This window comes from Streptomyces sp. NPDC091371, from assembly GCF_040684275.1.
GTDB lineage: Bacteria > Actinomycetota > Actinomycetes > Streptomycetales > Streptomycetaceae > Streptomyces.
The window spans coordinates 55098-80787 of record NZ_JBFBFP010000036.1; the positions used below are offsets into that span (position 1 = coordinate 55098).

Annotated in this window: 25 protein-coding genes and 1 tRNA gene; 14 read left to right on the forward strand and 12 right to left on the reverse strand. The window is 73.3% G+C overall.

The window, feature by feature from the left end; genetic code table 11:
• Nucleotides 1–90: 90 nt before the first annotated feature.
• The 5 genes from AB0O21_RS29710 to AB0O21_RS29730 all read right to left on the reverse strand — a co-directional run bounded on the left by AB0O21_RS29710 (nt 91) and on the right by AB0O21_RS29730 (nt 2743).
• Nucleotides 91–1002, reverse strand: a complete 912-nt coding sequence (locus AB0O21_RS29710; RefSeq protein WP_365175933.1) for an MBL fold metallo-hydrolase — start codon at nt 1000–1002, stop codon at nt 91–93.
• A 121-nt stretch (nt 1003–1123) separates the two neighbouring features.
• Entirely contained in the window at nt 1124–1420 is a 297-nt protein-coding gene (locus tag AB0O21_RS29715) for a hypothetical protein (protein WP_365175934.1), read from the reverse strand.
• A gap of 81 nt (nt 1421–1501) precedes the next feature.
• Nucleotides 1502–1819: a DUF202 domain-containing protein gene (locus AB0O21_RS29720; RefSeq protein WP_365175935.1), complete on the reverse strand. Its 318-nt coding sequence runs from the start codon at nt 1817–1819 to the stop codon at nt 1502–1504.
• A 4-nt stretch (nt 1820–1823) separates the two neighbouring features.
• A complete protein-coding gene (locus AB0O21_RS29725; protein ID WP_365175936.1) occupies nt 1824–2222 on the reverse strand; it encodes a DUF202 domain-containing protein in 399 nt (132 codons plus the stop codon).
• Nucleotides 2219–2743, reverse strand: coding sequence for an NUDIX domain-containing protein (locus tag AB0O21_RS29730; protein ID WP_365175937.1), 525 nt, complete (start codon nt 2741–2743; stop codon nt 2219–2221). Before AB0O21_RS29730 ends, AB0O21_RS29725 begins: the two co-directional genes overlap by 4 nt.
• An 85-nt stretch (nt 2744–2828) precedes the next feature.
• On the opposite strand from AB0O21_RS29730, the gene AB0O21_RS29735 reads away from it, so the two are divergent.
• Entirely contained in the window at nt 2829–4487 is a 1659-nt protein-coding gene (locus AB0O21_RS29735) for an FAD-binding dehydrogenase (RefSeq protein WP_365175938.1), read from the forward strand.
• Between the two features lie 302 nt (nt 4488–4789).
• Here the strand turns inward: AB0O21_RS29735 and AB0O21_RS29740 are convergent, their stop codons facing one another.
• The gene (locus AB0O21_RS29740; RefSeq protein ID WP_365175939.1) at nt 4790–5221 is read right to left on the reverse strand and encodes an ASCH domain-containing protein; all 432 of its coding nucleotides are present in this window, start codon (nt 5219–5221) and stop codon (nt 4790–4792) included.
• Between the two features lie 206 nt (nt 5222–5427).
• Between AB0O21_RS29740 and AB0O21_RS29745 the strand changes: the two genes are divergently transcribed.
• The 3 genes from AB0O21_RS29745 to AB0O21_RS29755 all read left to right on the forward strand — a co-directional run bounded on the left by AB0O21_RS29745 (nt 5428) and on the right by AB0O21_RS29755 (nt 9611).
• Nucleotides 5428–6375 (forward strand): hypothetical protein, encoded by a 948-nt coding sequence (locus AB0O21_RS29745; RefSeq protein WP_365175940.1) that lies wholly within the window; start codon nt 5428–5430, stop codon nt 6373–6375.
• 31 nt (nt 6376–6406) lie between these two features.
• Nucleotides 6407–7954 (forward strand): APC family permease, encoded by a 1548-nt coding sequence (locus AB0O21_RS29750; RefSeq protein ID WP_365175941.1) that lies wholly within the window; start codon nt 6407–6409, stop codon nt 7952–7954.
• Between the two features lie 217 nt (nt 7955–8171).
• Nucleotides 8172–9611: an amino acid permease gene (locus tag AB0O21_RS29755; RefSeq protein WP_365175942.1), complete on the forward strand. Its 1440-nt coding sequence runs from the start codon at nt 8172–8174 to the stop codon at nt 9609–9611.
• Nucleotides 9612–9677: 66 nt separating this feature from the next.
• Here the strand turns inward: AB0O21_RS29755 and AB0O21_RS29760 are convergent, their stop codons facing one another.
• Both AB0O21_RS29760 and AB0O21_RS29765 read right to left on the reverse strand, forming a co-directional pair.
• Entirely contained in the window at nt 9678–11315 is a 1638-nt protein-coding gene (locus AB0O21_RS29760) for a serine/threonine-protein kinase (protein ID WP_365175943.1), read from the reverse strand.
• Nucleotides 11316–11424: 109 nt separating this feature from the next.
• Nucleotides 11425–11509, reverse strand: a tRNA-Leu gene (locus AB0O21_RS29765).
• Nucleotides 11510–11677: 168 nt separating this feature from the next.
• Between AB0O21_RS29765 and AB0O21_RS29770 the strand changes: the two genes are divergently transcribed.
• From AB0O21_RS29770 to AB0O21_RS29780, 3 genes are all read left to right on the forward strand, one after another.
• Nucleotides 11678–13003 (forward strand): M20/M25/M40 family metallo-hydrolase, encoded by a 1326-nt coding sequence (locus tag AB0O21_RS29770; RefSeq protein WP_365175944.1) that lies wholly within the window; start codon nt 11678–11680, stop codon nt 13001–13003.
• A 137-nt stretch (nt 13004–13140) separates the two neighbouring features.
• Complete coding sequence (locus AB0O21_RS29775) at nt 13141–13374, forward strand: chaplin (RefSeq protein WP_329387502.1); 234 nt, start codon at nt 13141–13143, stop codon at nt 13372–13374.
• A gap of 136 nt (nt 13375–13510) precedes the next feature.
• Nucleotides 13511–14266 (forward strand): chaplin family protein, encoded by a 756-nt coding sequence (locus tag AB0O21_RS29780; protein ID WP_365175945.1) that lies wholly within the window; start codon nt 13511–13513, stop codon nt 14264–14266.
• A 49-nt stretch (nt 14267–14315) separates the two neighbouring features.
• Here the strand turns inward: AB0O21_RS29780 and AB0O21_RS29785 are convergent, their stop codons facing one another.
• Entirely contained in the window at nt 14316–14504 is a 189-nt protein-coding gene (locus AB0O21_RS29785; protein WP_031146791.1) for a DUF5703 family protein, read from the reverse strand.
• 47 nt (nt 14505–14551) lie between these two features.
• Between AB0O21_RS29785 and AB0O21_RS29790 the strand changes: the two genes are divergently transcribed.
• Complete coding sequence (locus tag AB0O21_RS29790; protein WP_365175946.1) at nt 14552–15193, forward strand: hypothetical protein; 642 nt, start codon at nt 14552–14554, stop codon at nt 15191–15193.
• Between the two features lie 81 nt (nt 15194–15274).
• On the opposite strand, the gene AB0O21_RS29795 is transcribed toward AB0O21_RS29790, so the two are convergent.
• Together AB0O21_RS29795 and AB0O21_RS29800 are read right to left on the reverse strand one after the other, a co-directional pair.
• Nucleotides 15275–17368, reverse strand: coding sequence for an ATP-binding domain-containing protein (locus AB0O21_RS29795; protein ID WP_365175961.1), 2094 nt, complete (start codon nt 17366–17368; stop codon nt 15275–15277).
• 350 nt (nt 17369–17718) lie between these two features.
• Nucleotides 17719–18702, reverse strand: coding sequence for an aldo/keto reductase (locus AB0O21_RS29800; protein ID WP_365175947.1), 984 nt, complete (start codon nt 18700–18702; stop codon nt 17719–17721).
• A 100-nt stretch (nt 18703–18802) separates the two neighbouring features.
• On the opposite strand from AB0O21_RS29800, the gene AB0O21_RS29805 reads away from it, so the two are divergent.
• Nucleotides 18803–19852 carry an LLM class F420-dependent oxidoreductase gene (locus tag AB0O21_RS29805; RefSeq protein WP_365175948.1) on the forward strand — a complete coding sequence of 350 codons (1050 nt, stop codon included), beginning with the start codon at nt 18803–18805 and terminating at the stop codon, nt 19850–19852.
• 199 nt (nt 19853–20051) lie between these two features.
• Nucleotides 20052–20840 (forward strand): ferritin-like domain-containing protein, encoded by a 789-nt coding sequence (locus AB0O21_RS29810; protein WP_365175949.1) that lies wholly within the window; start codon nt 20052–20054, stop codon nt 20838–20840.
• Nucleotides 20841–20859: 19 nt separating this feature from the next.
• Here the strand turns inward: AB0O21_RS29810 and AB0O21_RS29815 are convergent, their stop codons facing one another.
• Nucleotides 20860–21852, reverse strand: a complete 993-nt coding sequence (locus tag AB0O21_RS29815; RefSeq protein ID WP_365175950.1) for a magnesium and cobalt transport protein CorA — start codon at nt 21850–21852, stop codon at nt 20860–20862.
• A gap of 77 nt (nt 21853–21929) precedes the next feature.
• Between AB0O21_RS29815 and AB0O21_RS29820 the strand changes: the two genes are divergently transcribed.
• From AB0O21_RS29820 to mshC, 4 genes are all read left to right on the forward strand, one after another.
• Nucleotides 21930–22637, forward strand: coding sequence for a histidine phosphatase family protein (locus AB0O21_RS29820; RefSeq protein ID WP_365175951.1), 708 nt, complete (start codon nt 21930–21932; stop codon nt 22635–22637).
• An 88-nt stretch (nt 22638–22725) separates the two neighbouring features.
• Entirely contained in the window at nt 22726–23316 is a 591-nt protein-coding gene (locus tag AB0O21_RS29825; RefSeq protein ID WP_365175952.1) for a DUF3090 domain-containing protein, read from the forward strand.
• 23 nt (nt 23317–23339) lie between these two features.
• The gene (locus AB0O21_RS29830) at nt 23340–24140 is read left to right on the forward strand and encodes an SCO1664 family protein (RefSeq protein WP_365175953.1); all 801 of its coding nucleotides are present in this window, start codon (nt 23340–23342) and stop codon (nt 24138–24140) included.
• Nucleotides 24141–24249: 109 nt separating this feature from the next.
• Nucleotides 24250–25479: a cysteine--1-D-myo-inosityl 2-amino-2-deoxy-alpha-D-glucopyranoside ligase gene (gene mshC / locus AB0O21_RS29835; protein WP_365175954.1), complete on the forward strand. Its 1230-nt coding sequence runs from the start codon at nt 24250–24252 to the stop codon at nt 25477–25479.
• Nucleotides 25480–25690 lie beyond the last annotated feature (211 nt).

Sequence of the window (25690 nt, forward strand, 5' to 3'; positions counted from 1 at the left end):
TCCGGGTTTCCCGAGCCATCATGCCGACCAGTCGGTATGCCGTCCAGAGTGCGGCCGAAAGAACTCCCCCGGCCGCCCCGCGCGAGCGGATCAGGCGTGGCAGAGGATCGGCGTCCCGCCGTTCATCACCGTCATGTCCCTGAGCACGGCCAGGATGTCGAGCGGGGCCCCTTCCGGCTCCCCGGCCAGTTCCGCGTACGCCCGGTGCAGGTTCGCCACCAGCCGCTCGCTCTCGCGCCAGGCGGCGAACTCGCCGAGGTCGGCCTGCCGGGCCGTCTCCAGCGGGGTCAGCCCCTTGTCCCGGCCCTCCCGGGCGAGTTCGGCCACGTACCGCAGATAGCGTTCCGTGGAGTCGTAGGCCGAGGGGTCGGTCAGCGGGCCGTGTCCCGGCACCACCGTCTCGGCGTCCAGCGACCGCAGCAGCTCCAGCGCCCGCAGCGAGCCGGCCAGGGAGCCCATCGCCAGGAACGGGGTCCCCCCGGCGAACACCAGGTCGCCGGTGAACACCACCCGCTGCCGGGGCAGCCACACGATCGAGTCCCCGGTGGTGTGCGCGACGCCGGGGTGGACGACCCGCGCCTCCGTGTCGCCGACGTGCACGGTCGTGCGGTCGCTGTACGTCAGGTCGGGAGCGGTGATGGATATCGCGCCGAAGTCCGTGGCGGGCCAGATCATCTCCAGCTGGTGCCCGGCGGCGAGCTGTTCGGCCCGCGCGTTGTCGTGCCCGAGGATCAGCGCCTCGGGCGCGAACACGCCGTTGCCGTAGGTGTGGTCGCCGTGGTGGTGGGTGTTCACCACGGTGCGGGGGAGCGGCACCCCGGCCGACACCACCGCCTCGCGCAGGGCGAGGGCGCGCCGCTCGGTGGCGGCGGTGTCGACGAGAAGGGTGCGGCCGCCGTCGCTCACGAAACCGGCGTTGTTGAGGCACCAGCCGCCGTCCGGCTGCACATAGGCGTACACGCCCGGCGCGGGCTGGACGAGGTACGGAGCGTCGACGGTCATCTGCGGTCTCCCCGGGGCGCGTTGACAGGCGCCTCGCATCCTGCCAGCCGCCGCGGCGCCGGGGGAGGGCGGGTCCCGCTCCCGGCCGCCGGGCCGACGGTCCGCCCGCCGGGGGCCCCGGTCAGTGGTCGTCGTAGTGGCCGTCGTGCTCGGCGTGCCGGTGGCCGTCGTGCAGGTAGTCGACGTGGTCCCCGTGCGGCACAGACTCGTGCCCGCAGTCCGCTCCGTGCGCGTGGGTGTGGCCGTCGTGGGTGGTGTGCCCCGGGGTCTCGCACTCGTCCCAGTGCCCGGAGTGCTCCCGGTGCAGGTGGCCGTCGTGCGCGTAGTCGACGTGGTCGCCGTGCGCGACCGCCCGGTGGCCGCAGTCGGCGCCGTGCGTGTGCGCGTGCGTGGCGTGTTCCTGGTGCGTGGTCGTCATGGCGCCGAGGCTAGTGGGGATCGACCGGTATCGCCCGTTGTGTCGTAGTGGCGCGAAGAAGCCGGATCATCCGACCGCCGGTCAGACGATCACGGTCATCGCGAACACCGCGAGCGCCACCGTGCACGCCACCGCCGCCAGCGCCCCCCGCGGGTCGAGCACCCGCGGCCGCTCCGCCGCCAGCGCCCGGATCCGCCGGTGCGCCACCCACAGGAACAGCAGCCAGACGAGCGCGATCACCGCCGCCCCCGCCACCTCCGCCGGTGCGCCGGACCCGCGCAGCGCCTGCCGCAGGGCCAGCACCGCCACGACCGTGGAGGCCAGCGTCGTACGCCGCCACGCGAGCCGGGTCCGCTCCGGCTGGAGGCCCGCGTCGCGGCCCTCGCCGTACGCGCTCACGCACTCACCGCCCCGAGGTCCAGCCCAGCAGCACGACCACTACCATCGCCACCGCCACCAGCCCCACCCCCAGGCTCAGCACCACCGGGAACGGCGAGACCGGCAGGTCCTCGCCCCGCCGCATCGCCCGCTCGCACCGCACCCAGTGGTTCACCGCCCGCAGCGCGCACGCCGCGCCCACCGCGAGCAGCGCGAAGGCCATCCCGACCCGCACCCCCCACCGCAGGTCGGGCAGGAACTGGTCCACCGCGAAACCGCCGCCCACCAGGGCCAGAGCGGTACGGATCCAGGCCAGGAAGGTCCGCTCGTTGGCCAGCGAGAAGCGGTAGTCGGGGGTCTCGCCCTCGTCCCTCAGCCGCGAGGGTGCGAACCAGAGGCGCACGTCCTTGACGAAGTCGATCACGGGCCCAATCTACGCCGGTACTCCTCCAGCCGCCGGTGCGCCTCCAGCCCGTCCGGCACCCACGGCCAGTCGTCCGAGGCCACCCGCAGGGCCAGCTCCTCGTCCGTCAGGAAGGCGTGCCAGGCGACCTCGGATTCCTGCGGCCGCACGGCCGCCTCGCAGCGCACCTCGTGCACGTACGACCACCAGGCCCCGCCCGGGCCCTCGTAGAGGAACTTGAACAGCGGCTCCGGCCGCGGCAGCCCGCGTACGCCCAGCTCCTCCTCGGCCTCGCGCAGCGCGGCCTCCTCGTAGCTCTCGCCGGCGCCCAGCACCCCGCCGACGAACATGTCGTAGTACGAGGGGAAGACGAGCTTCGACGCGGTCCGCCGGTGCACGAAGATCCGCCCCTCCGCGTCCCTGGCCCGCACGAACACGCAGCGGTGGATCAGCCCCCGCGCGTACACCTCGCCGCGCGGGGCCTGCCCGACGACCCGGTCGTCCCGGTCCACCACGTCCAGTACTTCATCAGCAGCGCTCACACCGGTCATCCAACCACCGCTGTTGACTGGTTACCGCTCCGTAGCCAAGGATCTGCCCCACCACCGACGGAGGACGGGTACACGCATGACGTACGACGCAGACGTGATCGTGATCGGAGCCGGGCTCGCGGGCCTCGCGGCAACCGCGGAGCTCGTCGACGCGGGCCGCAAGGTCATCCTGCTCGACCAGGAGCCGGAGCAGTCCATCGGGGGCCAGGCGCACTGGTCCTTCGGCGGCCTCTTCTTCGTGGACTCGCCCGAACAGCGCCGGATGCGGATCAAGGACAGCCGCGACCTCGCCCTCCAGGACTGGATGGGCACCGCCGGCTTCGACCGCGAGGAGGAGGACGTGTGGGCCCGCCGCTGGGCCGAGGCGTACGTGGACTTCGCGGCCGGCGAGAAGCGCTCCTGGCTGCACCGGCAGGGGGTCCGCTTCTTCCCCGTCGTCGGCTGGGCGGAGCGCGGCGGCTACGACGCCAACGGCCACGGCAACTCCGTCCCCCGCTTCCACATCACCTGGGGCACCGGCCCCGGCCTGGTCGAGCCCTTCGAGCGGCGGGTCCGGGCCGGGGTGGCCCGCGGGCTGGTCCAGCTGAAGTTCCGCCACCGGGTCACCGGCCTCTCCCGTACGGCCGGCGCGGTGGACACGGTGACGGGCGAGGTCCTGGAGCCCTCCGACGCCGTACGGGGCACCGCGAGCAGCCGCGAGAGCACGGGGGAGTTCTCCTTCCGCGCCCAGGCCGTGATCGTGACCAGCGGCGGCATCGGAGGCAACCACGACCTGGTGCGCGCCCAGTGGCCCGCCCGGCTCGGCACCCCGCCGGCCCGGATGCTCTCCGGGGTCCCGGCGCACGTGGACGGCCTGATGCTCGGCATCGCCGAGGCGGCGGGCGCCAGCCACGTCAACAAGGACCGGATGTGGCACTACACCGAGGGCATCGAGAACTGGAACCCGATCTGGTCCCGGCACGGCATCCGCATCCTGCCCGGCCCGTCCTCCCTCTGGCTGGACGCGACGGGCAAGCGGCTGCCCGTACCGCTCTTCCCGGGCTTCGACACGCTCGGCACCCTCGACCACATCATGAAGACCGGCCACGACCACACGTGGTTCGTGCTCAACCAGCGCATCATCGGCAAGGAGTTCGGCCTCTCCGGCTCCGAACAGAACCCGGACCTGACGGGCAAGTCGGTCCGCGACGTCATCGACCGCGCCCGGCAGGCGGTCCCCGGACCGGTCAAGGCCTTCATGGACAACGGCGCGGACTTCGTGGTCGAGCGGGACCTGTCCGCGCTGGTGCGCGGGATGAACGCGGTCACCAAGGAGGACCTCCTCGACGAGGCCGTCGTACGCGACCAGATCGTGGCCCGCGACCGGGAGATCGCCAACCCCTTCACCAAGGACCTCCAGGTCATGGCGATCCACGGGGCCCGCAAGTACCTCGGCGACAAGCTGATCCGCACGGCCGCGCCGCACCGGATCCTGGACCCCAAGGCGGGGCCGCTGATCGCGGTACGCCTCTCGATCCTGACCCGCAAGTCCCTGGGCGGCCTCCAGACCGACCTCTCCTCACGCGTCCTGACCGCCTCCGGCGAACCCCTCCCCGGGGTCTACGCGGCGGGCGAGGCGGCCGGCTTCGGCGGCGGCGGGGTCCACGGCTACCGGGCCCTGGAGGGCACCTTCCTGGGCGGCTGCCTCTTCTCGGGCCGCACGGCGGGCCGCGCCGCGGCGAGCGCGCTCGGCTGACGGAACGCCGTCGCGGGGGCAGCCGCCTGCCCCCACCCTCCAGCCCGTCCGGCGTTTGAGGACCGGGGTCTGGGGCGGAGCCCCCACGCGGCGGAGCCGCATATTCGGTGCGTCGGGAAGGGGCGGGGTGGGGGACGGGCCCCGCGCAGCGGCCCGCACGCAGGCGGCCGCCGGGGCCGGGCGGTCGGCGGGGCGCCTCCTCGGGCGTCGAACGTTTCCAGGGGCCGGAGGGCGGAGGGCGGCCCAGTTCGACGCCCTGCGGGGGCGCCCCACCGCCCACCCGGCCCCGGCGGCGGCTCGCCCTAGTTCCCGGCGGCGGTCTCCACGAGGCGGAACCGCTCCGTCACGACCGGCGTGTCGTCGCCGACCGTGAACCCCGGATCGCCGAGGAACTCGCGCGACCGCGCCCCGTGCCAGAACCTCTCGTGCGAGGTGCGCCATTCGGCCACCGAGGCGTACCCCTCGCCTTCCGCCAGCGCGTGCGCCAGGTCCACCTCGCCGAGCCGGACGACCCGTACGTCCGTTACCTCCAGGACGGCCACAGGACACCCGGTGGAATCCAGCAGCGCCCTCCGCTGCCCCGGCTCCGGCAGCGGCTCGCCCTCCGCCTCGTACCCCGCGAGCAGCCCCGTCGTCGCCGTCTTCGCCCCGCTCAGGACGGCTGCGACCAGCTTGTCGCGCAGCGGCCCCGGGAACGCCAGCTCGTACGGCGGGAGATCGTCGAAGTTCGTCATGGGCCCACCCTACGGCCGGACGGTACGGACGTCCCCGAACCGGCACATCCACCCCAACTGCCACTGTGAACAAAGCAGTTGAAACACGCCACGCACTGGACTGGACCTTGACTCGGAGCCGGGCCTACCGCTTTGCTGTGCGTGATCACCGGTTCGCTCACCGGCGTGATCCCCCGACCGCCCGCGTCCTGGAGGGAAACCCGCGGATGTCCCCGCCTCCGCCGCCCCTCGGCCGCACCCGCAAGCGGGACGCCCAGCTTTTCGACCCCGCCCTCTGCGACGCCGAACTCGTGGACGTGCGCACCCAGTTCACCCAGGGCCGCTGGGCCAAGGCCCGCTCCCTCCTCGTCGGCACGGGGGACGACTGGGACCGCCGCGGCCATCGCGTCGTCGTCCTCGCCGAGACCCCCGCGGCCACCGCCTGGGCCCGCGAATGGCTGCTCGCCGAACCCGGCAGCGCCGACGCGGCCACCCTCCTCGCCTGCGCCGCCGTGTTCCGGGCCCTGCGCCGCAAGGGCACCCCGGCCGTCGCCGAGGAGGCCTGCCGGCGTGCCGCCGCCCTGCTCCCGGCCGACCCCACCCCCTGGCTCGGGCTGCTCCTGCTCTCCCGGGTCTTCGGCACCGAGGAGGAGTTCAGCCGCCACTTCGACCAGGTCCGGGCCCGCCACCGCGAGCACCACCACGCCCACCACCTGATGGTCGCCAAGCTCGCCGAACGCGCCCCCGGCGTCGGCCACGACCCGCTCCACGAGGTCTACGACTTCGCGGCCTGGGCCGCCGAGGAGGCCCCGGCCGACTCCCCGCTCGCCGTCCTCCCCGTCATCGCGCACGCCGAGCGCTACCGGGTGCTCGCCGCCACGCACGGCCACACCTTCAGCAGCGCCACCCAGCACTGGTCCGGCCGCCGGGCGCGCACGGTGCTGCGCTCCGCCTTCGACTGGTGGCTGGAATGGGAACGGGACGACCACCCCCGCAACCGGGTCGACCTCAACTTCCTCGCCCACGCCAAGCTGTGCGAGGGCCGCCCCGCCGAGGCCGCCGCGCTCTTCCACCGCATCGGGAGCCATGCGACCCCCGCCCCCTGGTCCTATCCGGACCGGGACCCGCACAAGGCCTTCCTCGCCGCGCGCGGCGCCGCGCTCGGCACCGCCTGACGTCCCCCATCACCCCCGAAAGGAACCCGCCATGCCGACGGGCAGCTCCAGCACGCTCCAGGACCCGGCCGAGATAAGAACCTACAAGGGGACGGACCGCGCCCTGCGCGCCGACCGCCTCGGCACCGCCGGCCTGCTGCTCTCCGTACTCGCCGCCAGCGCACCCCTGATGGTCGTCGCGGGTGTCATGCCCACGACCTTCGGGGTCATGGGCATCGTCGGCCAGCCCCTGCTCTTCGTCATCCTCGGCGTCGTCCTCGCGCTCTTCAGCATCGGCTATGCCGAGATGAGCCGGCACGTCCACAACGCCGGCGCCTTCTACGCGTACATCGCCCGCGGCCTCGGCCCCACCGCGGGCGCCGGCGCCTCCCTCGTCGCCCTCGTCGCCTACAGCGCCATGCAGGTCGGCGTGTACGGCATCCTCGGCTTCGAGGTGTCCGGCCTCTTCGCCACCTACTTGAAGGTCGAACTCGCCTGGTGGATCCCCGCCCTGGCGGCGGTCGCGCTCACCGGCGCCCTCGGCTGGCTCAAGATCGACCTCAACGCCAAGGTGCTCGGCGTCCTCCTCCTCATCGAGTGCGCCCTCGTCGTGATCTTCGACGTGTCCGCCCTCGCCGAACCCGGCGCCGAAGGCCTCTCGCTCCACGCCTTCAACCCCGAGACCCTCGGCGGAGCCGGCCTCGGCACCGCCCTCTGCTTCTGCATCGCCGCCTTCGTCGGCTTCGAGCAGTCCCCGGTCTACGCGGAGGAGACCAGCAGGCCGCACATCGTCGTCTCCCGCGTGATGTTCCTCGCCGTCGGATTCGTCGCCCTCTTCTTCGCCCTCAGCGCCTGGGCCCTCACCGTCGCCACCGGCCCCTCCGAAGTCGTCAAGACCTCCGCCGAGGCCGGCCCCGGCCTCCTCTTCCAGCTCACCGGCGACCGCCTCGGCACCACCTTCACCGACGTCCTGCACGTCCTGTTCGTGACCGGCATGTTCGCGGCCATGCTCAGCTTCCACAACGTCGTCGCCCGCTACGCCTTCGCCATGGGCCGCGAGGGCCTGCTCCCGGCCGCCTTCGGCCGCACCAACGCCGGGACCGGCGCCCCCGGCACCGGCTCGCTCCTGCAGACCGCCGTCTCCGTGCTCGTCGTGACCGCCTTCGCCGTCACCGACGACATGCCGGCCGGCGACCCCACCGCGCCCGTCCTCCACCTCTTCACCTGGATGGGCAGCGTCGGCGCCCTCGGCATCACCCTCCTCATGGCCGCCGCCTCCTTCGCCGTCATCGCCTTCTTCGTCCGCCGCGGCACCGCCGGCGCCCAGATCTGGCGGCTCGTCGCCGCCGGCGCCGCCGGCCTCGCCCTGCTCGCCATCGCCGTCTGGACCGTCAAGGACTTCGGCGTCCTCGTCGGCGCCGAGGAGGGCTCCGCCCTCAGCCTGCTCCTGCCCGGCATCATCGGCGCCGCCGTCGTCACCGGCCTGCTCTACGGACTGGTGCTGCGCCGCAGCCGCCCCGAGGTGCACGCCCGCATCGGCCTGGGGAACGAGGCCTTCCGCCTCGACCAGGCCGCGTCGGAGGCCACCCCCGGCCGCTGACCCGATACCTCGCTTTCCAGCGTGCGCGAAGCCCCCGACAAGCCTTTCCAAGGTCGTCGGGGGCTTCCGTGCGTACGGGTGCGATTTTGGCGGGTGGCGGACCCTCATGGTCTCCTGGGGCGACCAAACCGCCCGGACCGTCGTACAGGGGACACCACCCAGCTCCCCTGCCCGGCGGCCCGGCCTGCCTGTCCACCCCACGAAGGCGAAGTCGTACATGACCGACCGCACCCTGGCCGAGGCCCCCGCCGCGCCGTCCCCACGCCACGTCGACGCGGGCGACGAGGGCTACAGCAAGGACCTCAAGTCCCGCCACATCAACATGATCGCGATCGGCGGAGCGATAGGCACCGGCCTGTTCCTCGGCGCCGGCGGCCGCCTCGCCGGAGCCGGCCCCTCCCTCGCGATCGCCTACGCGGTGTGCGGCGTCTTCGCATTCTTCGTCGTCCGGGCCCTCGGCGAGCTCGTCCTGTACCGCCCCTCCTCCGGAGCCTTCGTCTCCTACGCCCGCGAGTTCATGGGGGAGAAGGGCGCCTACACCGCCGGCTGGCTGTACTTCCTGAACTGGTCCACGACCACCGTCGCCGACATCACGGCCGCCGCGACCTACGCCCACTTCTGGTCGATGTTCACCGACGTCCCCCAGTGGGTCCTCGCCCTCATCGCCCTCGCCGTCGTCCTCACCGCGAACCTGATCTCGGTGAAGTACTTCGGCGAGATGGAGTTCTGGTTCTCCCTGGTCAAGGTCGCCGCCCTGGTGGTCTTCCTGATCGTCGGCATCTGGCTCGTCGCCACCAGCCACGACATCGGCGGCCACACGCCCGGCCTGGCCACCATCACCGACAACGGCGGCATCTTCCCCGCCGGAATGCTCCCCATGCTCCTGGTCATCCAGGGCGTCGTCTTCGCGTACGCCTCCGTCGAGCTGTGCGGAGTCGCCGCCGGCGAGACCGAGAACCCCGAGAAGATCATGCCGAAGGCGATCAACTCGATCATGTGGCGCGTGGGCCTCTTCTACGTCGGCTCCGTGGTCCTGCTCGCGCTGCTGCTCCCGTACACCGAGTACAGCTCCGACCAGAGCCCGTTCGTGACCGTCTTCGACAAGCTCGGCGTCCCCGGCGCCGCCGGCATCATGAACCTGGTCGTCCTGACCGCCGCCCTCTCCAGCCTGAACTCCGGCCTCTACTCCACCGGCCGCATCCTGCGCTCCATGGCCATGTCCGGCTCCGCGCCCCGCTTCACCGCCCGCATGAACAAGGGCAAGGTCCCCTACGGCGGCGTCCTGTTCACCGCCGCCTTCGGCCTGGCCGGCGTCGCCCTGAACAAGTACATGCCCGAGGAAGCCTTCGAGATCGTCCTCAACTTCGCCTCGCTCGGCATCCTCGGCACCTGGGCCATGGTCATGCTCTGCTCGCTGCACTTCTGGCGCCGCGCCCAGCAGGGCCGCGTCGAACGCCCCGCCTACCGGCTCCCGTGGGCCCCGTACACCCAGCTCGTCACGCTGGCCTTCCTCGTCACCGTCCTGATCCTGATGTGGTGCGACGGGGGAGTGGGCCGCACCACGGTCCTCTTCGTCCCCGTCATCGGCGCCGCCCTGGTCGGCGGCTGGTACCTGGTCCGCCGCCGGGTCGCCGAGATCGCCGCCGCACGCCGCTGACACGGCAGGACGTACGAGGGGCCCCGCGCCCGGACCCGGTCCGGACGCGGGGCCCCCGCACACTCACTAGCCCCGGCCCGCCGGCACGAAGGAGTCCAGCGCCGCGTCGAAGTACCCGCGCGCCTCACCGGCCCGGGCGACCGGCGCCGACACCCACACGTCGTACAGCGCCCCGTCCTGCTCCCAGCACAGGTCGAAGGTGTGCCTGGCCCCCTCGGCGCGGGTGAAACCGTCCCAGGTGAACTCCCAGAGGGCGGCCGGCAGCCCGTCGTGGGTCGTCGCCACGACCTTGTTCTCCCGGAAACCGGGGTTCGTCTCCGCGCCGTTCGCGTCGGCGCGCCGCATCACGCCCAGCGGCCCGCCGGCCGCCGGCGCGGTCAGCTTGATCCCGATGCGCACGGCCCCGTCCGGCGACGAGTAGAACACCCGCTGTCCGTCGGCCGAGCGCCGGAAGCCGGCCGGTACGGCCAGGCTGAAGCCCTGCGGATCGGACACCACCTGGTAGCCGGCCGGCGCGGGCCGCACGGACCCGGCGGGCACGGCGCCCGGCGAGGCCGAAGCCGAGCCCGGGGCGGAAGCCGACGCGGACGCGGAGCCGGACGGTCCCCGGGACCCGGCGGACGACGGGCCGACGGATGAAGGGGCCGCGCTGCTCGCCGTCGCACCGGCGGCCCCCTTCCCCGAGGCCCGCCCGTCCCCCAGCAGTTGCGTTGCCGTCACCGTGCCCGCGGCCGTCGCGAGGACCAGAGCCGCGATCAGCCCCGCCCGCACGGCCGCCCCGCGCCGCCCGGACCGGGCCGGCACCGGCCCGTCCGGCCGCGTGGCCCGCTCGGTCGGCGAGTACGCGACGACCGCATCCGGCTCCGGCCCGGCCCCGGCCCCGCCTTTCCCTTCCTCCGCCGCGCAGGCGGCCAGCAGCCGCGCGGCCGCCGCCGCGTCCAGCCGCCGCTCCGGATCGCGCTCCAGCAGCCCCCGCACGACGGGCAGGAGCGGCCCCAGCCGCGCGGGCGGACGGATCTCGTCGAAGACGACCGCGTGCAGCACCCCGCCGATCGAATCGCGGTGGAACGGGGACTTCCCGGTCACCGCCGTACACAGCAGCACCCCGAGCGACCACAGATCGGCCGCGGGACCGGCCTCCGCGCCCTGCATCCGCTCGGGCGACGTGTACTCGGGCGACCCCACGAACGCCCCGGTGTCACTGATCGTCGTCGCCCCGGCGAGCCGCGCGATCCCGAAATCGGTCAGCACCACCCGGCCCGTCCCCGCCTCGACGAGGACGTTGGCCGGTTTCACGTCCCGGTGCAGCACTCCGCGCTCGTGCGCCGCGCCCAGGGCCCCGAGCAGATCAAGCCCGATCCGGGCCGCCTCGCCCGGCGTCAGCGGTCCCGTGGCGGCCAGCCGGTCGGCCAGCGAACCGCCGTCGACCAGCTCCATGACGATGCAGGGGACCCCCTCGTGCTCCACGACGTCGTGCACCACCACGACGTGCGGATGCCTGATCTGCGCGACGACCCGCGCCTCCCGCAGGGCGCCCGTGATCTGCGCACCCGCGTCGACATGGAGTTCCTTCACGGCCACCGGCCGCCCGAGCAGCTCGTCGGCGGCCCGCCAGACGGTCCCCATGCCACCGCGGCCCAGCCGCTCCTGAAGCCGGTAACGGCCACCGATCACCGTGCTGTTGCCCGGCCCGTCGTGCGCCACGCCACTTCCCCCCGTCCGCCGGTCACGGGAAATGATGCCGCACCCGACGGGCGGAGCACCGCAGTGCCCCAACGCAAAGAACCCCACCGAAGTGGGGTTCTCGCTCTTGTGTCCGAGGGGGGACTTGAACCCCCACGCCCGATAAAGGGCACTAGCACCTCAAGCTAGCGCGTCTGCCATTCCGCCACCCGGACAAGGTGTCTGTCTCGCGTCCCTCGCGGGCCGTTCCGACGTGGAAAACATTACCAAACATTCCGGGGTCCTCGATCACGCCCCCCGGTGGCCGGGGATCTCCCTTGGGGAGAGCGGCCCGGAGCGGGAGGATGGGGGCAGTTCGGTACTGATCAGTGGGAGGAAGCAGCGTGAGCGAGTCGAGCGCGGGCAGGACCGTCTCCGGCGAGGACGAGGTCGTCGACCTCTGCCGGGACCTCATCCGGATCGACACCAGCAACTACGGGGACCACTCCGGCCCCGGCGAGCGCAAAGCGGCGGAGTGGGTCGCCGAGAAGCTCGCCGAGGTCGGCCTGGAGCCGCAGATCTTCGAGTCGCACAAGGGGCGCGCCTCCACGGTCGCCCGGATCGAGGGCGAGGACCCCTCGCGGCCGGCGCTGCTGATCCACGGGCACACCGACGTGGTTCCGGCCAATGCCGCCGACTGGACGTACGACCCCTTCGCGGGCGAGATCGCCGACGGCTGCGTGTGGGGCCGCGGCGCCGTCGACATGAAGGACATGGACGCGATGACGCTGGCCGTCGTGCGCGACCGGATGCGCAGCGGCCGCAAGCCCCCGCGCGACATCGTGCTGGCCTTCCTCGCCGACGAGGAGGCCGGCGGCATCTACGGGGCCCGGCACCTCGTCGACAAGCACCCCGGGCTCTTCGAGGGGGTCACCGAGGCCATCGGCGAGGTCGGTGGCTTCTCCTTCACCGTGAACGAGAACCTGCGGCTGTACCTCGTGGAGACCGCCCAGAAGGGCATGCACTGGATGCGCCTGACGGTGGAGGGCACCGCGGGCCACGGCTCCATGACCAACAACGACAACGCGATCACGGAGCTGTGCGAGGCCGTCGGCCGACTCGGCCGCCACCAGTGGCCGGTGCGCGTGACCAAGACCGTACGGAGCTTCCTGGACGAGCTCTCGGACGCGCTCGGCACCCCGCTGGACCCGGACGACATGGACGCCACCCTCGCCAAGCTCGGCGGCATCGCCAAGATGGTCGGCGCGACGCTGCGCAACTCCGCCGCCCCGACCATGCTCGGCGCCGGCTACAAGGTCAACGTCATCCCCGGCCAGGCCACCGCGCACGTCGACGGCCGCTTCCTCCCCGGCTACGAGGACGAGTTCTTCGCGGACCTCGACCGGATCCTCGGCCCGCGCGTGAAGCGGGAGGACGTGCACGGGGACAAGGCCCTGGAGACGGACTTCGACGGCCGGCTCGTGGACGCCATGCAGGGCGCCCTGCGCGCGGAGGACCCCATCGCGCGCGCGGTCCCGTACATGCTCTCCGGCGGTACGGACGCCAAGTCCTTCGACGACCTCGGCATCCGCTGTTTCGGCTTCGCGCCGCTGCAGCTGCCGCCGGAGCTGGACTTCGCCGGGATGTTCCACGGCGTGGACGAGCGGGTGCCGGTGGACGGGCTGAAGTTCGGTGTTCGGGTGCTCGACCGATTCATCGACAACGCCTGACGGCGAAGAATCGGGAGGATGTGCGGATTCCACTGAGAAGAGTGAATGCGCTCATACGCTCGTAGCCCCGGTGATCCCTCCTCGTTACAGGTGTTGCGGTCCGCGGCTGGGACCGCATTTGGCTACTAGGAGGAACAATGATCAAGAAGGTTGTCGCCGCTGCGGCTGCCACCGGTGCTGTGGTTCTCGCGGGTGCGGGCCTGGCCCACGCCGATGCCGGTGCCCAGGGCGCGGCCATCGGTTCGCCGGGTGTCCTGTCGGGCAACGTGCTCCAGGTCCCCGTCCACGTTCCGGTCAACGTGTGCGGTAACACGGTGAACGTCATCGGCCTGCTGAACCCGGCCTTCGGCAACACCTGCGTCAACGCCTGACCCGTTTGAAGTCTTGGGCCCCGGAGCGCATTCCAGCGCTCCGGGGCCACCGGGCTTTCCGGCCCTTCTTCTCTCATCTTCGGCGCGACAGGCAGGGGAGCCTGGCCGAAACGTACACACCAGGGGACGAGTACAGATGCGACGACGACCGGCACCGGCCACCAGGAAGACCCTGATCACCATGGCTGCCGCGGGGGGTGTCCTCGCGCTGGGCGGGGGGTACGCGCACGCGGACTCCGGCGCCTCCGGGCACGCCGGGAACTCACCGGGCGTGCTGTCCGGGAACAACGTGCAGGCGCCCGTGGACGCACCGGTGAACGTCTGCGGCAACACCATCTCCGTCATCGGGCTGCTCAACCCGGCCTTCGGGAACCACTGTTCCAACGACTCGGGCAAGGGCGGCAAGCCGGGTCCGGGCAAGCCGGAGCACCCGGGGCAACCCGGTCACCCGGGCGGGCCGGGGGAGCCTCCGTGCGACGACCACGAGCCGGGGCACCCGGGGACGCCGGGCCACCCGGGGAACCCCGGTACGCCGGGCCACCCCGGACAGCCGGGGAACCCCGGTCACCCGGGGACGCCCGGCAATCCGGGTACGCCGGGGGGCCACCTCCCCGGCAACCCCGGTACGCCGGGCCAGCCGGGGCACCCCGGCACTCCCGGGTACCCCGGTACGCCCGGGCAGCCGGGCACTCCGGGACAGCCCGGCACCCCGAGCGGCGGCAGCTCCACCGGTGGTGCCGCAGCGGGTGGTTCAGCGACCCCCGACACACCCCCGGGGACGGGCCTGGCCGCCACCGGCGCCGGTGACGCCCTCACGGCCGGGCTCCCGCTCGCCGGCGGGCTGCTGTTGGCCGGCTCCGTGCTCTACCGGCGGGCCCGCAACGCGGCTTGACGGGTGTTCAGGACGCGGGCCCCGTTCCCGGGGCCCGCGTCACGCCGCGTCACCAGGTCGCGCGGACCTGGCGGATGATCCGGCGGCGCAGTCGCACACGGCGGCTGCCGTCCCGGTGCAGTGTCAGCCGGTCGAGCTCCCAGTTCCCGTACTCGGCATGGTCGGTCAGCAGGCGGGTCGCCTCCTTGCGGGGCACCCCGCGAGGCACGTACACGTCGACAAATTCGTATTCCGGCATCGCATCTATTGTGCGGGCAGAGCCCTGCTACGGATAGCGTCTGCTCTATGTCTGATGCCGCTCTGCCCACTGTTGCCGAGGTACGTGCCGCCGCCGAGGCGGTAAAGGCCGCCCTCGACCGTCACCTCGCCGCCGTCGAGGGCAGGACCGGGGACGAGGACCCCGAGGTCTACGCCGCGTTCAACGAACTCGCCGCCGCCGCCGAGGAGTACGACGAACTCCTCTACGACCGCTACGACGAGGTCACCCCGTTCGAGATCCCCACCCCCGAGGACGGCGTCCCGTACAGCGGCCCCGCCGAGCCCGCCGCGTTCAGCGTGCTCATCAGGCGCGACTACGCCGTCGTCGAACCGCCGCGGCTGATCGCCCAGGCCGAACGGGTCGCCGCGCACGACCGCGACGCCGAACTCGTCCACGGCGGCACGGCCGGCGCGCTGGGCGTGCTCTTCGGGGAGTACGAGCCCGATGAGATCGCCTCCCGCTACAAGGAGTTCGGGCTGGAGGAGGGCGACTCCACGCTCTGGATCGCGGCCTCGGAGGAGATGGCGGAGCCGGGGGAGTGGCTGGCCTCGCCGTTCGGGCACACCGACGCGGAGGACGTCCTGCACCGCTTCGACGTCAGCTCAGTCTTCGACGAGGAGATCGACGAGTTCGACGAGGACGAGGAGCCCGGGCTGACTCCGGCTTGATCCCCGCTCGATCCCGACCGGAGGCCGCGGGCCCGCCCTGAAGGGCGGAGCCACGGCCTCCGGCCGTTCCGGCTGCTCCCGTTACTCCGGCTGCTCGGCCGATGCCGCCGCGAGGGAGGCCAGCAGCCCCGTCAGGCGCGTCGTACGCGGCTTCGGCAGCACCTCGGCGACCGCGTGCGGCAGCGCCTGGTCGACGCCGTGCACCACGGAGAGGTGCCGCTCGGCACGTCCGAACGCCGTGTACACCCAGTCCCGGGACAGTGCCTGCGCCGCGTCGCCCGGCAGTACGACGACCACCGCGGGCCAGCGACCGCCCACGGCCTGGTGCGCGGTCACCGCCCAGCCGTGCCGCACCTGCGACTCCACGAGCTCCTTCGGTACGACGACACGCTCGCCCGCACGGTCCAGGTGCAGGCCCGCCGCGTCGGCCGACACCACGCGGGCCGGCAGGGCCCGCCCGGGCGAGGGCACGTGCACGACCCGGTCGCCGGGGTCGAAGCCGCCGAACCGGCCGGGGCCGGGATTCAGCCGCTCCTTGAGCGCGGCGTTCAGCGCCCGGGTCCCGGCCGAACCCCCGTGGCCCGGGGTGATCACCTGCACGCTGTCGGCCGGGATCCCGAAGGCCCGCGGCACCGACTCGGCCACCAACTGCACGGCGCGGTGCACCGCTTCCCCGGCGTCGCGCACCGGGACGATGACGACCTCCTTGCCCGGGGCGTCGACCTGGGCCAGCTCCCCGATGCCGATCCCGGAGACGAGCTCGCCGAGGGGGCCCGGGTCCGGGACGCGGGAGACCACCTGGGGGCAGACCCGGGCGGCGAGGAGATCGGCGAACACCCGCCCGGCACCGGCCGATCCGAGCACGCCGGGGTCGCCGGACAGCACCAGCCGGGCCCCGTCCGGGACGGACTCCACCAGGGCGGCGGCCGTCTCCACGTCCAGCTGCGGGGCGTCCAGCACGATCAGCAGGTCCAGCGCGAACTGCCCGTCCGCGTCCCGGCCGGGGCCCTCCGCGCCCGACAGCAGGCCGGCGACGGTGGCGCCCTGCGGGGAGGGCGCGTGCGCGGCGAGGCAGGCCCGCAGGCCGAGCTCGCGGGCCGCCGCCAGCAGGGCGAGGGGTTCGGCGCGCGCGGCCTCGCCGCCGGTGTGGGCGACCAGGCCGTGGCCCGCGACGGCGCGGATCAGCTCGGCGCCGGTGCGGTGTGCGGCGGCGGCTTCGGCCCAGTCGGCCGCGCCCTCGAAGGTGTTGGCCACTCGGGCCAGGCCGTCGGCCAGGCTCTCCTCGGCCATGGCGGAGCCCTCCAGGCCGACGAGCACGCGGACCGGCTGCTCCTCGCCCTCCTCCTGCGGGGGCGGGCCCAGCGGCTCGTGGAAGACCAGGACCGAGCCCTCGGCGATGGCCTGCTCCAGGGCCTCCGCGGGATCCGGCACCCCGTACTGGACCAGGGCCTTCTCCAGGAGCGGGGCCTCCAGGGCGGTGTGCCCCTTGAGCCCGGCCTGCGCCAGCAGCCAGCCCACCAGGGCGGTGGTGCGGCGCTCGTCCCCGGGACCGGCCTCGGGGCCCAGCAGGGCGCGGGCGAAGCCGTCGGCCTGGGCCGGGCGGACGGTGGCGACGGCCAGCAGCCGCCAGGGGTTCTCGGCGAGCTGCTCGGCGGCGCCATCGCCGAGGGCCGCGGCGGCGGGGGAGGCCAGTGCCTCCGGGGCGCCGCCGCGGGCCAGCACGGCCCGTACGGCGTCCACGTCCTCGGCCGTGGCGACGGCGGGTGCGGGGGCCGGCCGCGGGGGCCCGGCGGGTGCGGGGGCCGCCTTGCGCGGGGCGGCCGCGGCCGGAGCCTCGGCCTCGTCGAAGTACACGGCCGGGGGCTTCGCGCCGCTCTCCACGGCCCGTACGGCCGCCAGCAGGTCGGCGGCCTTCCCGCTGAGCTTCGCGCCCGCCTCGACCGGGCCGGCGCGCTCGGCCTTCCGCCGGGCGATGCGCTCGCGCTCGATCTTCTGCGCGGCCAGCTCGGCCTGCGCCTCGCTCAACTCAGGCGCCGCCGTTTCGCCTCCGGCGCCGGTCTCCGTACTGGCCGCGCCCGCGTCCGCGGACTCGGTGCCCGGTTCGCCCTCCGCACCTGCGCTTTCCGGGTCGGCGTCCTCGACGTCCGGGGTCGGCCCTGCGGGGCTTTCCCCCACCCCGCCCCTTCCCGAAACCGGGGGCTCCGCCCCCGGACCCCCCTCACCCCCGACTTCGCCGCCGACCTCCGGCCCGCCGTGCCCCGCCGTCCCGTCGCCCTGGGCCTGCGGCCCGCCGGCACCGGCTTCGCCGTCCACCTCGGCCTCCGGCCCGCCGGCGTCGGGCGTGCCGTCGCCGGGGGCCTGCGGCCCGGCCGCGTCGGCCGACCCGGCCTGCGGCCCACCGGCACCGGCTTCGCCGTCCGGCCCGGCCTCCGGCCCGCCGGCGCCGGGCGCCTCGGCCTTCGGCCGCTCGGCTGCGGGGTCTTCCGCGTCAGCGGGTCCGGCGGGTCCGGCTTGGCGGTCCGTACTCACAGGGTGCTCCAGTCCTGATCGGGGTAGCGGTGCACGGGCGCCGAAACGTCGTCCAGCGCCTGGCAGATCTCCTCCGGAAGGGTAAGGGTCTCCACCGACAAAGCCGCCGCGAGCTGCGCCGATGTCCGGGCCCCGACGATCGGCGCGACCACGCCCGGCCGGTCGCGGACCCATGCCAGGGCCACCTGGAGCGGGGTCACCGCCAGGCCGTGCGCGGCCGTAGCCACCGCGTCCACGATCCGGCCCGCCGCGTCGTCCAGGTACGGGGCGACGAAGGCCGCCATGGACTCCGAACCGGCCCGCGAGTCCGCCGGGACGCCCGAGCGGTACTTGCCCGTCAGGACCCCGCGCCCCAGCGGGGAGGACGGGAGCAGGCCGACTCCCAGGTCCAGGGCCGCCGGGAGCACCTCGCGTTCGACCCCGCGCTGGAGGAGGGAGTACTCCATCTGCGTGGAGGCCAGGCGGGTGCGCGCACCGGGCACCGCCAGCTGCCACGTGGCCGCCTTCGCGAGCTGCCAGCCGCTGAAGTTGGAGACGCCGGCATAGCGGGCCCGGCCGCTGCTGACCGCGAGGTCCACCGCGTGCAGGGTCTCCTCCAGCGGGGTCGCCGGGTCGAAGGCGTGGACCTGCCAGAGGTCGACGTAGTCGGTGCCCAGCCGGTCCAGCGAGGCGTCGAGCGCGGCGAGGAGGTGCCCGCGCGAGCCGTCGAACCGCCGGTCCGGATCCGGCACGCCGCCCGCCTTCGTGGCGATCACCACTTCCCGGCGCGGGATCAGCCCGCCCACCAGCTGCCCGAGGAGGTACTCCGCCTCCCCGCCCCCGTACACGTCCGCCGTGTCGACGAGCGTGCCGCCCGCCTCCCAGAAGGTCTTCATCTGCTCGGCGGCGGCTTCCTCGCCGGTGTCGCGGCCCCAGGTGAGGGTGCCGAGGCCGATCCGGGAGACGCGCAGTCCGGTGCGGCCGAGATGCCTCTGCTCCATGAGCGCTGAGACTACTGGGGCGCTGACGAACGGGACCCGGGCGCGCTACAGTCCCCGCACATGCACGTTACTGATCGGTAAACCGGTAAGGGGACGACTTATGCGGCTCGGCATCAATCTCGGCTACTGGGGTGCGGGCATGGACGCCGACAACCTCGCCGTCGCCCAGGAGGCCGACCGCCTCGGCTACGACGTCTGCTGGGCCGCGGAGGCCTACGGATCGGACGCCCCGACCGTGCTCGCCTGGGTCGCCGCCCAGACCGAGCGCATCGACGTCGGCTCCGCGATCCTGCAGATCCCGGCGCGCCAGCCCGCCATGACCGCGATGACCGCGGCCACCCTCGACTCCCTCACCAAGGGCCGCTTCCGCCTCGGCCTCGGCGTCTCGGGCCCCCAGGTCTCCGAGGGCTGGTACGGCGTCAAGTTCGACAAGCCGCTCGCGCGGACGCGTGAGTACGTGGAGATCGTCCGCAAGGCCATGGCCCGCGAGCGGCTCAGCTACGAGGGCGAGCACTGGACCCTGCCGCTGCCCGGCGGCCCCGGCAAGCCGCTCAAGCTGACCGTGCACCCGGAGCGCGAGCACATCCCGCTCTACATCGCCGCGATCGGCCCGAAGAACCTGGAGCAGACCGGCGAGATCGCCGACGGCGCGCTGCTGATCTTCCCGGCCGCCGCGCACCTGGAGGAGACGGCCCTGCGCCACATCCGCGCCGGGCGCGAGAAGGCCGGGCTGACCATGGACGGCTTCGACGTCTGCCCCACCGTGCCGCTGGCCCTCGGCGAGGACGTCAACGCGCTCGCGGACATGTTCCGCCCCTACACCGCCCTGTACGTGGGCGGCATGGGCAGCCGCAAGCAGAACTTCTACAACCAGCTCGCCCAGCGCATGGGTTACGAGAAGGAAGCCGCCGAGATCCAGGACAAGTACCTGGCGGGCGACAAGACGGGCGCGGCCGCCGCGATCCCGCACTCGCTGATCGACTCGACCACCCTGCTCGGCCCGGTCGAGCGGATCGCGGACGGGATGCGGGCCTACGCGGAGGCCGGGGTCACCACCCTCACGCTCGCCCCGGCCGGCTTCACCCTGGACGAGCGGATCGCCGCCCTGCGCGCCGGCACCGAGGCCATGGAGCTCGCCGGACTGGCCTGACCGGGCGTGTGACCTGAAACGAACGTCTGCGGCCGTGGTGGGGGCTCGGGGGGTCTTCCCCGCCACGGCCGACACAGCCATCAACGCTCCCGGTGCCCCTCGGGTTACGCACCCCGGGCCACCGCCTCGTTTCGTTCATTCGGGCGAGCACCGGGACCCCTCGGTTGCCCGCCCGCGCGAGCGGGGTTTGACTCGATGCATGCTCTCTGCCCGCAGCCTGTTCCAGGAGATCGTCGACAACGACGACGCCTTCTCGCTGTTCTGCTCCATCGCCGCCAGCGGCGAGACCCAGGGCGGCTGGGAGAACGGCCGGATCGCGGCCCTGGTGCCCGACGGCATGCGCGACCTCGCGCCCAAGATCACCCGGCACGGCGCCGACGAGGACAAGCACGGGCGGATCTTCAACGCCCTGCTGCGCAACCGCGGCCTGCCGCCCGTCCCCGTACCGCCCGAAACCGACTACACGATGCTGCTGGAGCGCGCCGGCATCGGCCTCGCCCACGCGAAGCTGCGCCGCGAGGAGCCGCTGACCGAGCGGGACATCGTCGTCTACCTCTCGCACAGCCGCGTCACCGAACAGCGCGCCGCCGACCAGATGGACATGCTCGTCAAGAACTTCGGGGACCATCCCGAACTGGGCAAGGCCATCCGCATGATCAGCCACGACGAGGACAACCACCTCGCCTACTGCCACGAGGAACTGCTGCGGCTGGCCCGCGAGGGCCACGGCCGCACCATCCAGCAGGTGCTGCGGGAGAGCGCGCTCGTCGAGATCCGCGTCTACCGCGACGTCAGCCTCGCCGTCATGGCCCACATGGGACGGCTGCTGAACTGGCCCGCGCCCAAGGCGGCCGCACTCGCCGCGGGCATCCGGGGCATGCACGCGTACGAACGCTTCAGCGGCTGGCACCGGATGGTCAGCCTCGCCATGCCGGAGCGGCGCGACGCGCTCGGCGGCGCACCGACCGCCGCCCCCGAGTTCGCCTAGCGCGCGGGCGGGCGGCCCGCTACAGCCAGCCCCGGCGCTTGAACATCCGGTGCAGGCCCAGACAGGCCCCAACCATGACCACCAGCACCGCCGGATAGCCCCAGCCCTGCCTCAGCTCCGGCATGTGGTCGAAGTTCATCCCGTAGATCCCCGCCACCATCGTGGGGACGGCCGCCATCGCCGCCCAGGCCGAGATCTTGCGCATGTCGTCGTTCTGCCGGACACCCATCTGCGCCAGATGCGCGGCGAGCGCGTCCGACAGCAGGCGGTCCAGCCCCTCGATGTACTCGTTCGCCTTCGTCAGGTGGTCCGCGACATCGCGGAAGAACGGCTGGGCGTGCTCGTGGACGAAGGGCACCTCGCCGAACGCGAGCCGGTCCATGGGCTGGAGCAGCGGGCTCGTCGCCCGGCGGAACTCCAGCACCTGCCGCTTGAAGGCGTAGATCCGGGCGGCGGTGTTCTTCGTGTCCGAGGCGTTCGGGGCGAAGACCTCCGCCTCCAGCTCCTCCAGGTCCCCCTGGAGCTCGGCCGCCACCTCGATGTAGTGGTCCACGACCGCGTCCGACACCGCGTACAGCACGGCCGTCGGACCGTGCCGCAGCACGTCCGGCTCCTGCTCCAGCCGGTGCCGTACGGCGGCCAGCGGGGCCCCCTCGCCGTGCCGGACCGTGACCACGAAGGAGTCGCCGATGAAGACCATCAGCTCGCCGGCGGTCACGGTGTCCGTGTCGTCGTCGTACACCACCGGCTTCAGGACGACGAACAGCGAATCGTCGTACACCTCCAGCTTGGGACGCTGGTGCGCGGTCAGAGCGTCCTCCACCGCCAGCGGGTGCAGACCGAACTCCCGGCGGACGTGGTCGAATTCCTTCTCCGTCGGCTCGTGCATGCCCACCCACAGGAAGGCGTCACCGGTCGCCCGCGCCTCGTCGAGGGCGTCGGAGAAGTCCGCTGGACCCGGCGTGCGGCGTCCGTCCCGGTAAATCGCGCAGTCCACAATCACGCCGGGCATTCTTCCCCGCCCGGGGCCCGCCCGCACTCCGGCGACACCGCGCAGCGCCTTTCCCGGCGGGGCCTAGGCTGTACCCCATGGCCACGCTGATCCTCGTACGACACGGGCGGTCCACCGCCAACACCGCAGGGCTGCTCGCCGGATGGACGCCGGGAGTGACCCTCGACGAGCGCGGCGCCGAGCAGGCGGCCGCACTGCCCGGACGGCTCGTCGGCGTGCCGCTCGCCGCCGCCGTCACCAGCCCGCTGGAGCGCTGCCGGGAGACCCTCGCGCCGCTCATGGCCGCCCGGCCCGAGCTGGAACTGCACACCGACGAGCGGATCGGCGAATGCCACTACGGCGACTGGTCGGGCCGCAAACTCTCCGAACTCGCCGGCGAACCCCTCATGAAGATCGTCCAGCAGCACCCGTCGGCGGCCGCGTTCCCCGGCGGCGAGTCCATGCGCGCCATGCAGGCCCGCGCCGTGGAATCCGTACGGGAATGGAACGCGCGCATCGAGCAGGAGCACGGCGGCGACGCCGTCTTCCTCATGTGCTCGCACGGCGACATCATCAAGTCCCTTGTCGCGGACGCCCTCGGCATGCACCTCGACCTCTTCCAGCGCATCCACGTCGACCCCTGCTCGGTGACCGCGATCCGCTACACGCAGACCCGGCCGTTCGTGTTCCGCCTCGGCGACACCGGGGACTTCGGCTCGCTCGTGCCCGGCGAAGCCCGTACCCCCGACAAGGCCGCCGAGGACGCCGGGAACGCCGTCGTGGGCGGCGGCGCGGGCGCGGCGTGATCGAACGGCGCAGTAGGGTGGACAGGCCATAAGAAAGAGCACAGCCACGCGCAGAGCTCCCCCTGCCGCCGAGACTTGGAGACTGGACGTGCCCCGTCAGGTGTTCCTCTACGACCCGCCGGACCGCTTCGTGGCCGGCACGGTCGGTCTGCCGGGACGCCGTACGTTCTTCCTGCAGGCCTCCGCCGGCCCCCGCGTCACCAGCGTCTCCCTGGAGAAGACCCAGGTCGCGGCGCTCGCCGAGCGGATGGACGAGCTGCTGGACGAGGTCGTACGGCGCACCGGGGGCAACGCCCCCGTCCCGGCCGTCGCCCCCGCCGAGGCCACCGACACCGCGCCCCTCGACGTGCCCGTCGAGGAGGAGTTCCGCGTCGGCACCATGGCCCTGGCCTGGGACGGCGAGGAACAGCGGATGATCGTCGAGGCCCAGGCCCTGGTGGAACTCGAAGCGGACACCGACGAGGACCTCGCCGAGGCCGAGGAGCGGCTCCTCCAGGACGAGGAGAACGGCCCGCCCATGCTGCGGGTCCGCCTCACCGGCGCCCAGGCCCGCGCCTTCGCCAAGCGGGCCCTGGACGTGGTCAACGCCGGCCGCCCGCCGTGCCCGCTGTGCAGCCTGCCGCTGGACCCGGAGGGCCACGTGTGCCCGCGCCAGAACGGCTACCGGCGCCAGGCGTGAACGCCACGGGGGGAACGTCGGACATGGAAGCACTGCTCGCCAAGGGCGAGCTGAGCGTCGTCGGCCGGATCCGGGAGGCGTCCAACGCCGTCCTGCTGTGCACCGTCACCCACGAGGGCGTGAGCGCCGAGGCCGTGTACAAGCCGGTCAAGGGCGAGCGGCCGCTGTGGGACTTCCCCGACGGCAACCTCGCCCGGCGCGAGGTCGCCGCCTACCTCGTCTCCGAGGCCACCGGATGGGGCCTCGTCCCCGCCACCGTGCTGCGCGACGGACCGTACGGCGAAGGCATGGTCCAGCAGTGGATCGAAGCCGCCGACGAGGACGACCCCGACTCCGGGCTGCCCCGCCTCCTCGCCCTCGTGGACGGGGAGGAAGCGGGGGAGGGCTGGAAGCCCGTCGCCTTCGCCGACGTCGGCGAAGGCCGCACCGCCCTCCTCGTCCACGCCGACGACCCGAGACTGCGCCGCCTCTCCGTCCTCGACGCCGTGATCAACAACGGCGACCGCAAGGGCGGCCACCTGCTGCCCGCGCCCGACGGACGGCTCTACGGCATCGACCACGGCGTCAGCTTCCACACCGAGGACAAACTGCGCACCCTGCTCTGGGGCTGGGCGGGGGAGCCTCTGACCGACGAGGCCCGCGGCGTGCTGACCGAGCTGACCGGCCGGCTGGCCGAGGGAGCCCCCCTCGCCACCCGGCTGGCCGAACTGATCACCGCGGTCGAGCTGGCCGCCGTACGGGAGCGGGTGGCGCGGCTGCTGCGCACCGGGATCCACCCGCAGCCCTCCGGACAGTGGCCGTCGATCCCCTGGCCACCGGTCTGAACCGGCCAGCACCACACGCACAGAACCGGCCAGAGCACAAGAGTGCCGATCAAGACAACAGTGCAGGTCCGGTTCGTTTCAGGAACACCCGTCCGGTTAGGCTCGACGCATGCATGCCTGGCCCGCTTCTGAGGTCCCCGCCCTTCCTGGCAAGGGCCGCGACCTCCAGATCCACGACACCGCGACCCAGGGGACGATCACCCTCGACCCCGGTCCCGTCGCCCGTATCTACGTCTGCGGCATCACCCCGTACGACGCGACCCACATCGGTCACGCGGCGACCTACAACGCGTTCGACCTCGTACAGCGCGTGTGGCTCGACACCAAGCGGCAGGTCCACTACGTCCAGAACGTCACGGACGTGGACGACCCGCTCCTGGCGCGGGCGCTGCGCGACGGCCACGACTGGACCGAGCTCGCCGAACGCGAGACGGCCCTCTTCCGCGAGGACATGACCGCCCTGCGGATGCTGCCCCCGCAGCACTACATCGGCGCCGTCGAGGCCATACCGGGCATCGTGCCGCTGGTGGAGCGGCTGCGGGACGCGGGCGCCGCCTACGAGCTCGAAGGCGACATCTACTTCTCGGTGGAGTCCGACACCCACTTCGGCCAGGTCTCCAACCTGGACGCCGAAGCGATGCGGCTGCTCTCGGCGGAGCGCGGCGGCGACCCCGAGCGCCCCGGCAAGAAGAACCCCCTCGACCCGATGCTGTGGATGGCCGCCCGTCCGGGCGAGCCGAGCTGGGACGGCGGCTCGCTGGGCCGCGGCCGGCCCGGCTGGCACATCGAGTGCGTCGCCATCGCGCTCGACCACCTGGGCATGGGCTTCGACATCCAGGGCGGCGGCTCCGACCTGGCGTTCCCGCACCACGAGATGGGCGCCTCGCACGCGCAGGTGCTGACGGGCGAGTTCCCGATGGCCAAGGCGTACGTGCACGCGGGCATGGTCGCCCTGCACGGCGAGAAGATGTCGAAGTCGAAGGGCAACCTCGTCTTCGTCTCCGCCCTGCGGCGCGCCGGCGTCGACCCGGCCGCGATCCGCCTCGCGCTGCTCTCGCACCACTACCGGGCCGACTGGGAGTGGACGGACGCCGTCCTCGCCGAGGCCGTGGCCCGGCTGGAGCGGTGGCGCGCGGCGGTGTCCCGCCCCGACGGCCTGCCGGCCGACGCGCTGGTCGAGGAGGTCCGCGAGGCCCTGTCGAACGACCTGGACGCCCCGGCGGCGCTGGCGGCCGTCGACCGCTGGGTGGACGCGCAGAACGCCTCCGACGGCGACGACGAATCGGCCCCGGGCCTGGTCTCCCGCACGGTGGACGCCCTCCTGGGCGTGGCCCTGTAGCCGTCCGCGGCGCCGTTGCCGGGGCTCTGCCCCGGACCCCGCTCCTCAATCGCCGGAGGGGCTGAATTCTGCTCGGCGGCACCGAAAACGTCGGCCCGGCCGCACCTGCGGCCGGGCCGCCGGTTTGTTGGAGCCCCCCCCGCGGGTGTTGGGGGGGGGGCGGGGGGGGGGCCCCCGGGGCGTTGGCGGGGGGGGCCCAGCCCCGGGCGGG

Coding starts and splice junctions, on each gene's coding strand:
- AB0O21_RS29800 (WP_365175947.1), bottom strand. CDS start 18,702: ATGGAGCAGAGGCATCTCGGCCGCACCGGACTGCGCGTCTCCCGGATC.
- AB0O21_RS29715 (WP_365175934.1), bottom strand. CDS start 1,420: ATGACGACCACGCACCAGGAACACGCCACGCACGCGCACACGCACGGC.
- AB0O21_RS29830 (WP_365175953.1), top strand. CDS start 23,340: ATGGAAGCACTGCTCGCCAAGGGCGAGCTGAGCGTCGTCGGCCGGATC.
- AB0O21_RS29750 (WP_365175941.1), top strand. CDS start 6,407: ATGCCGACGGGCAGCTCCAGCACGCTCCAGGACCCGGCCGAGATAAGA.
- mshC (WP_365175954.1), top strand. CDS start 24,250: ATGCATGCCTGGCCCGCTTCTGAGGTCCCCGCCCTTCCTGGCAAGGGC.
- AB0O21_RS29740 (WP_365175939.1), bottom strand. CDS start 5,221: ATGACGAACTTCGACGATCTCCCGCCGTACGAGCTGGCGTTCCCGGGG.
- AB0O21_RS29820 (WP_365175951.1), top strand. CDS start 21,930: ATGGCCACGCTGATCCTCGTACGACACGGGCGGTCCACCGCCAACACC.
- AB0O21_RS29745 (WP_365175940.1), top strand. CDS start 5,428: ATGTCCCCGCCTCCGCCGCCCCTCGGCCGCACCCGCAAGCGGGACGCC.
- AB0O21_RS29790 (WP_365175946.1), top strand. CDS start 14,552: ATGTCTGATGCCGCTCTGCCCACTGTTGCCGAGGTACGTGCCGCCGCC.
- AB0O21_RS29815 (WP_365175950.1), bottom strand. CDS start 21,852: ATGCCCGGCGTGATTGTGGACTGCGCGATTTACCGGGACGGACGCCGC.
- AB0O21_RS29810 (WP_365175949.1), top strand. CDS start 20,052: ATGCTCTCTGCCCGCAGCCTGTTCCAGGAGATCGTCGACAACGACGAC.
- AB0O21_RS29805 (WP_365175948.1), top strand. CDS start 18,803: ATGCGGCTCGGCATCAATCTCGGCTACTGGGGTGCGGGCATGGACGCC.
- AB0O21_RS29710 (WP_365175933.1), bottom strand. CDS start 1,002: ATGACCGTCGACGCTCCGTACCTCGTCCAGCCCGCGCCGGGCGTGTAC.
- AB0O21_RS29775 (WP_329387502.1), top strand. CDS start 13,141: ATGATCAAGAAGGTTGTCGCCGCTGCGGCTGCCACCGGTGCTGTGGTT.
- AB0O21_RS29785 (WP_031146791.1), bottom strand. CDS start 14,504: ATGCCGGAATACGAATTTGTCGACGTGTACGTGCCTCGCGGGGTGCCC.
- AB0O21_RS29755 (WP_365175942.1), top strand. CDS start 8,172: ATGACCGACCGCACCCTGGCCGAGGCCCCCGCCGCGCCGTCCCCACGC.
- AB0O21_RS29780 (WP_365175945.1), top strand. CDS start 13,511: ATGCGACGACGACCGGCACCGGCCACCAGGAAGACCCTGATCACCATG.
- AB0O21_RS29735 (WP_365175938.1), top strand. CDS start 2,829: ATGACGTACGACGCAGACGTGATCGTGATCGGAGCCGGGCTCGCGGGC.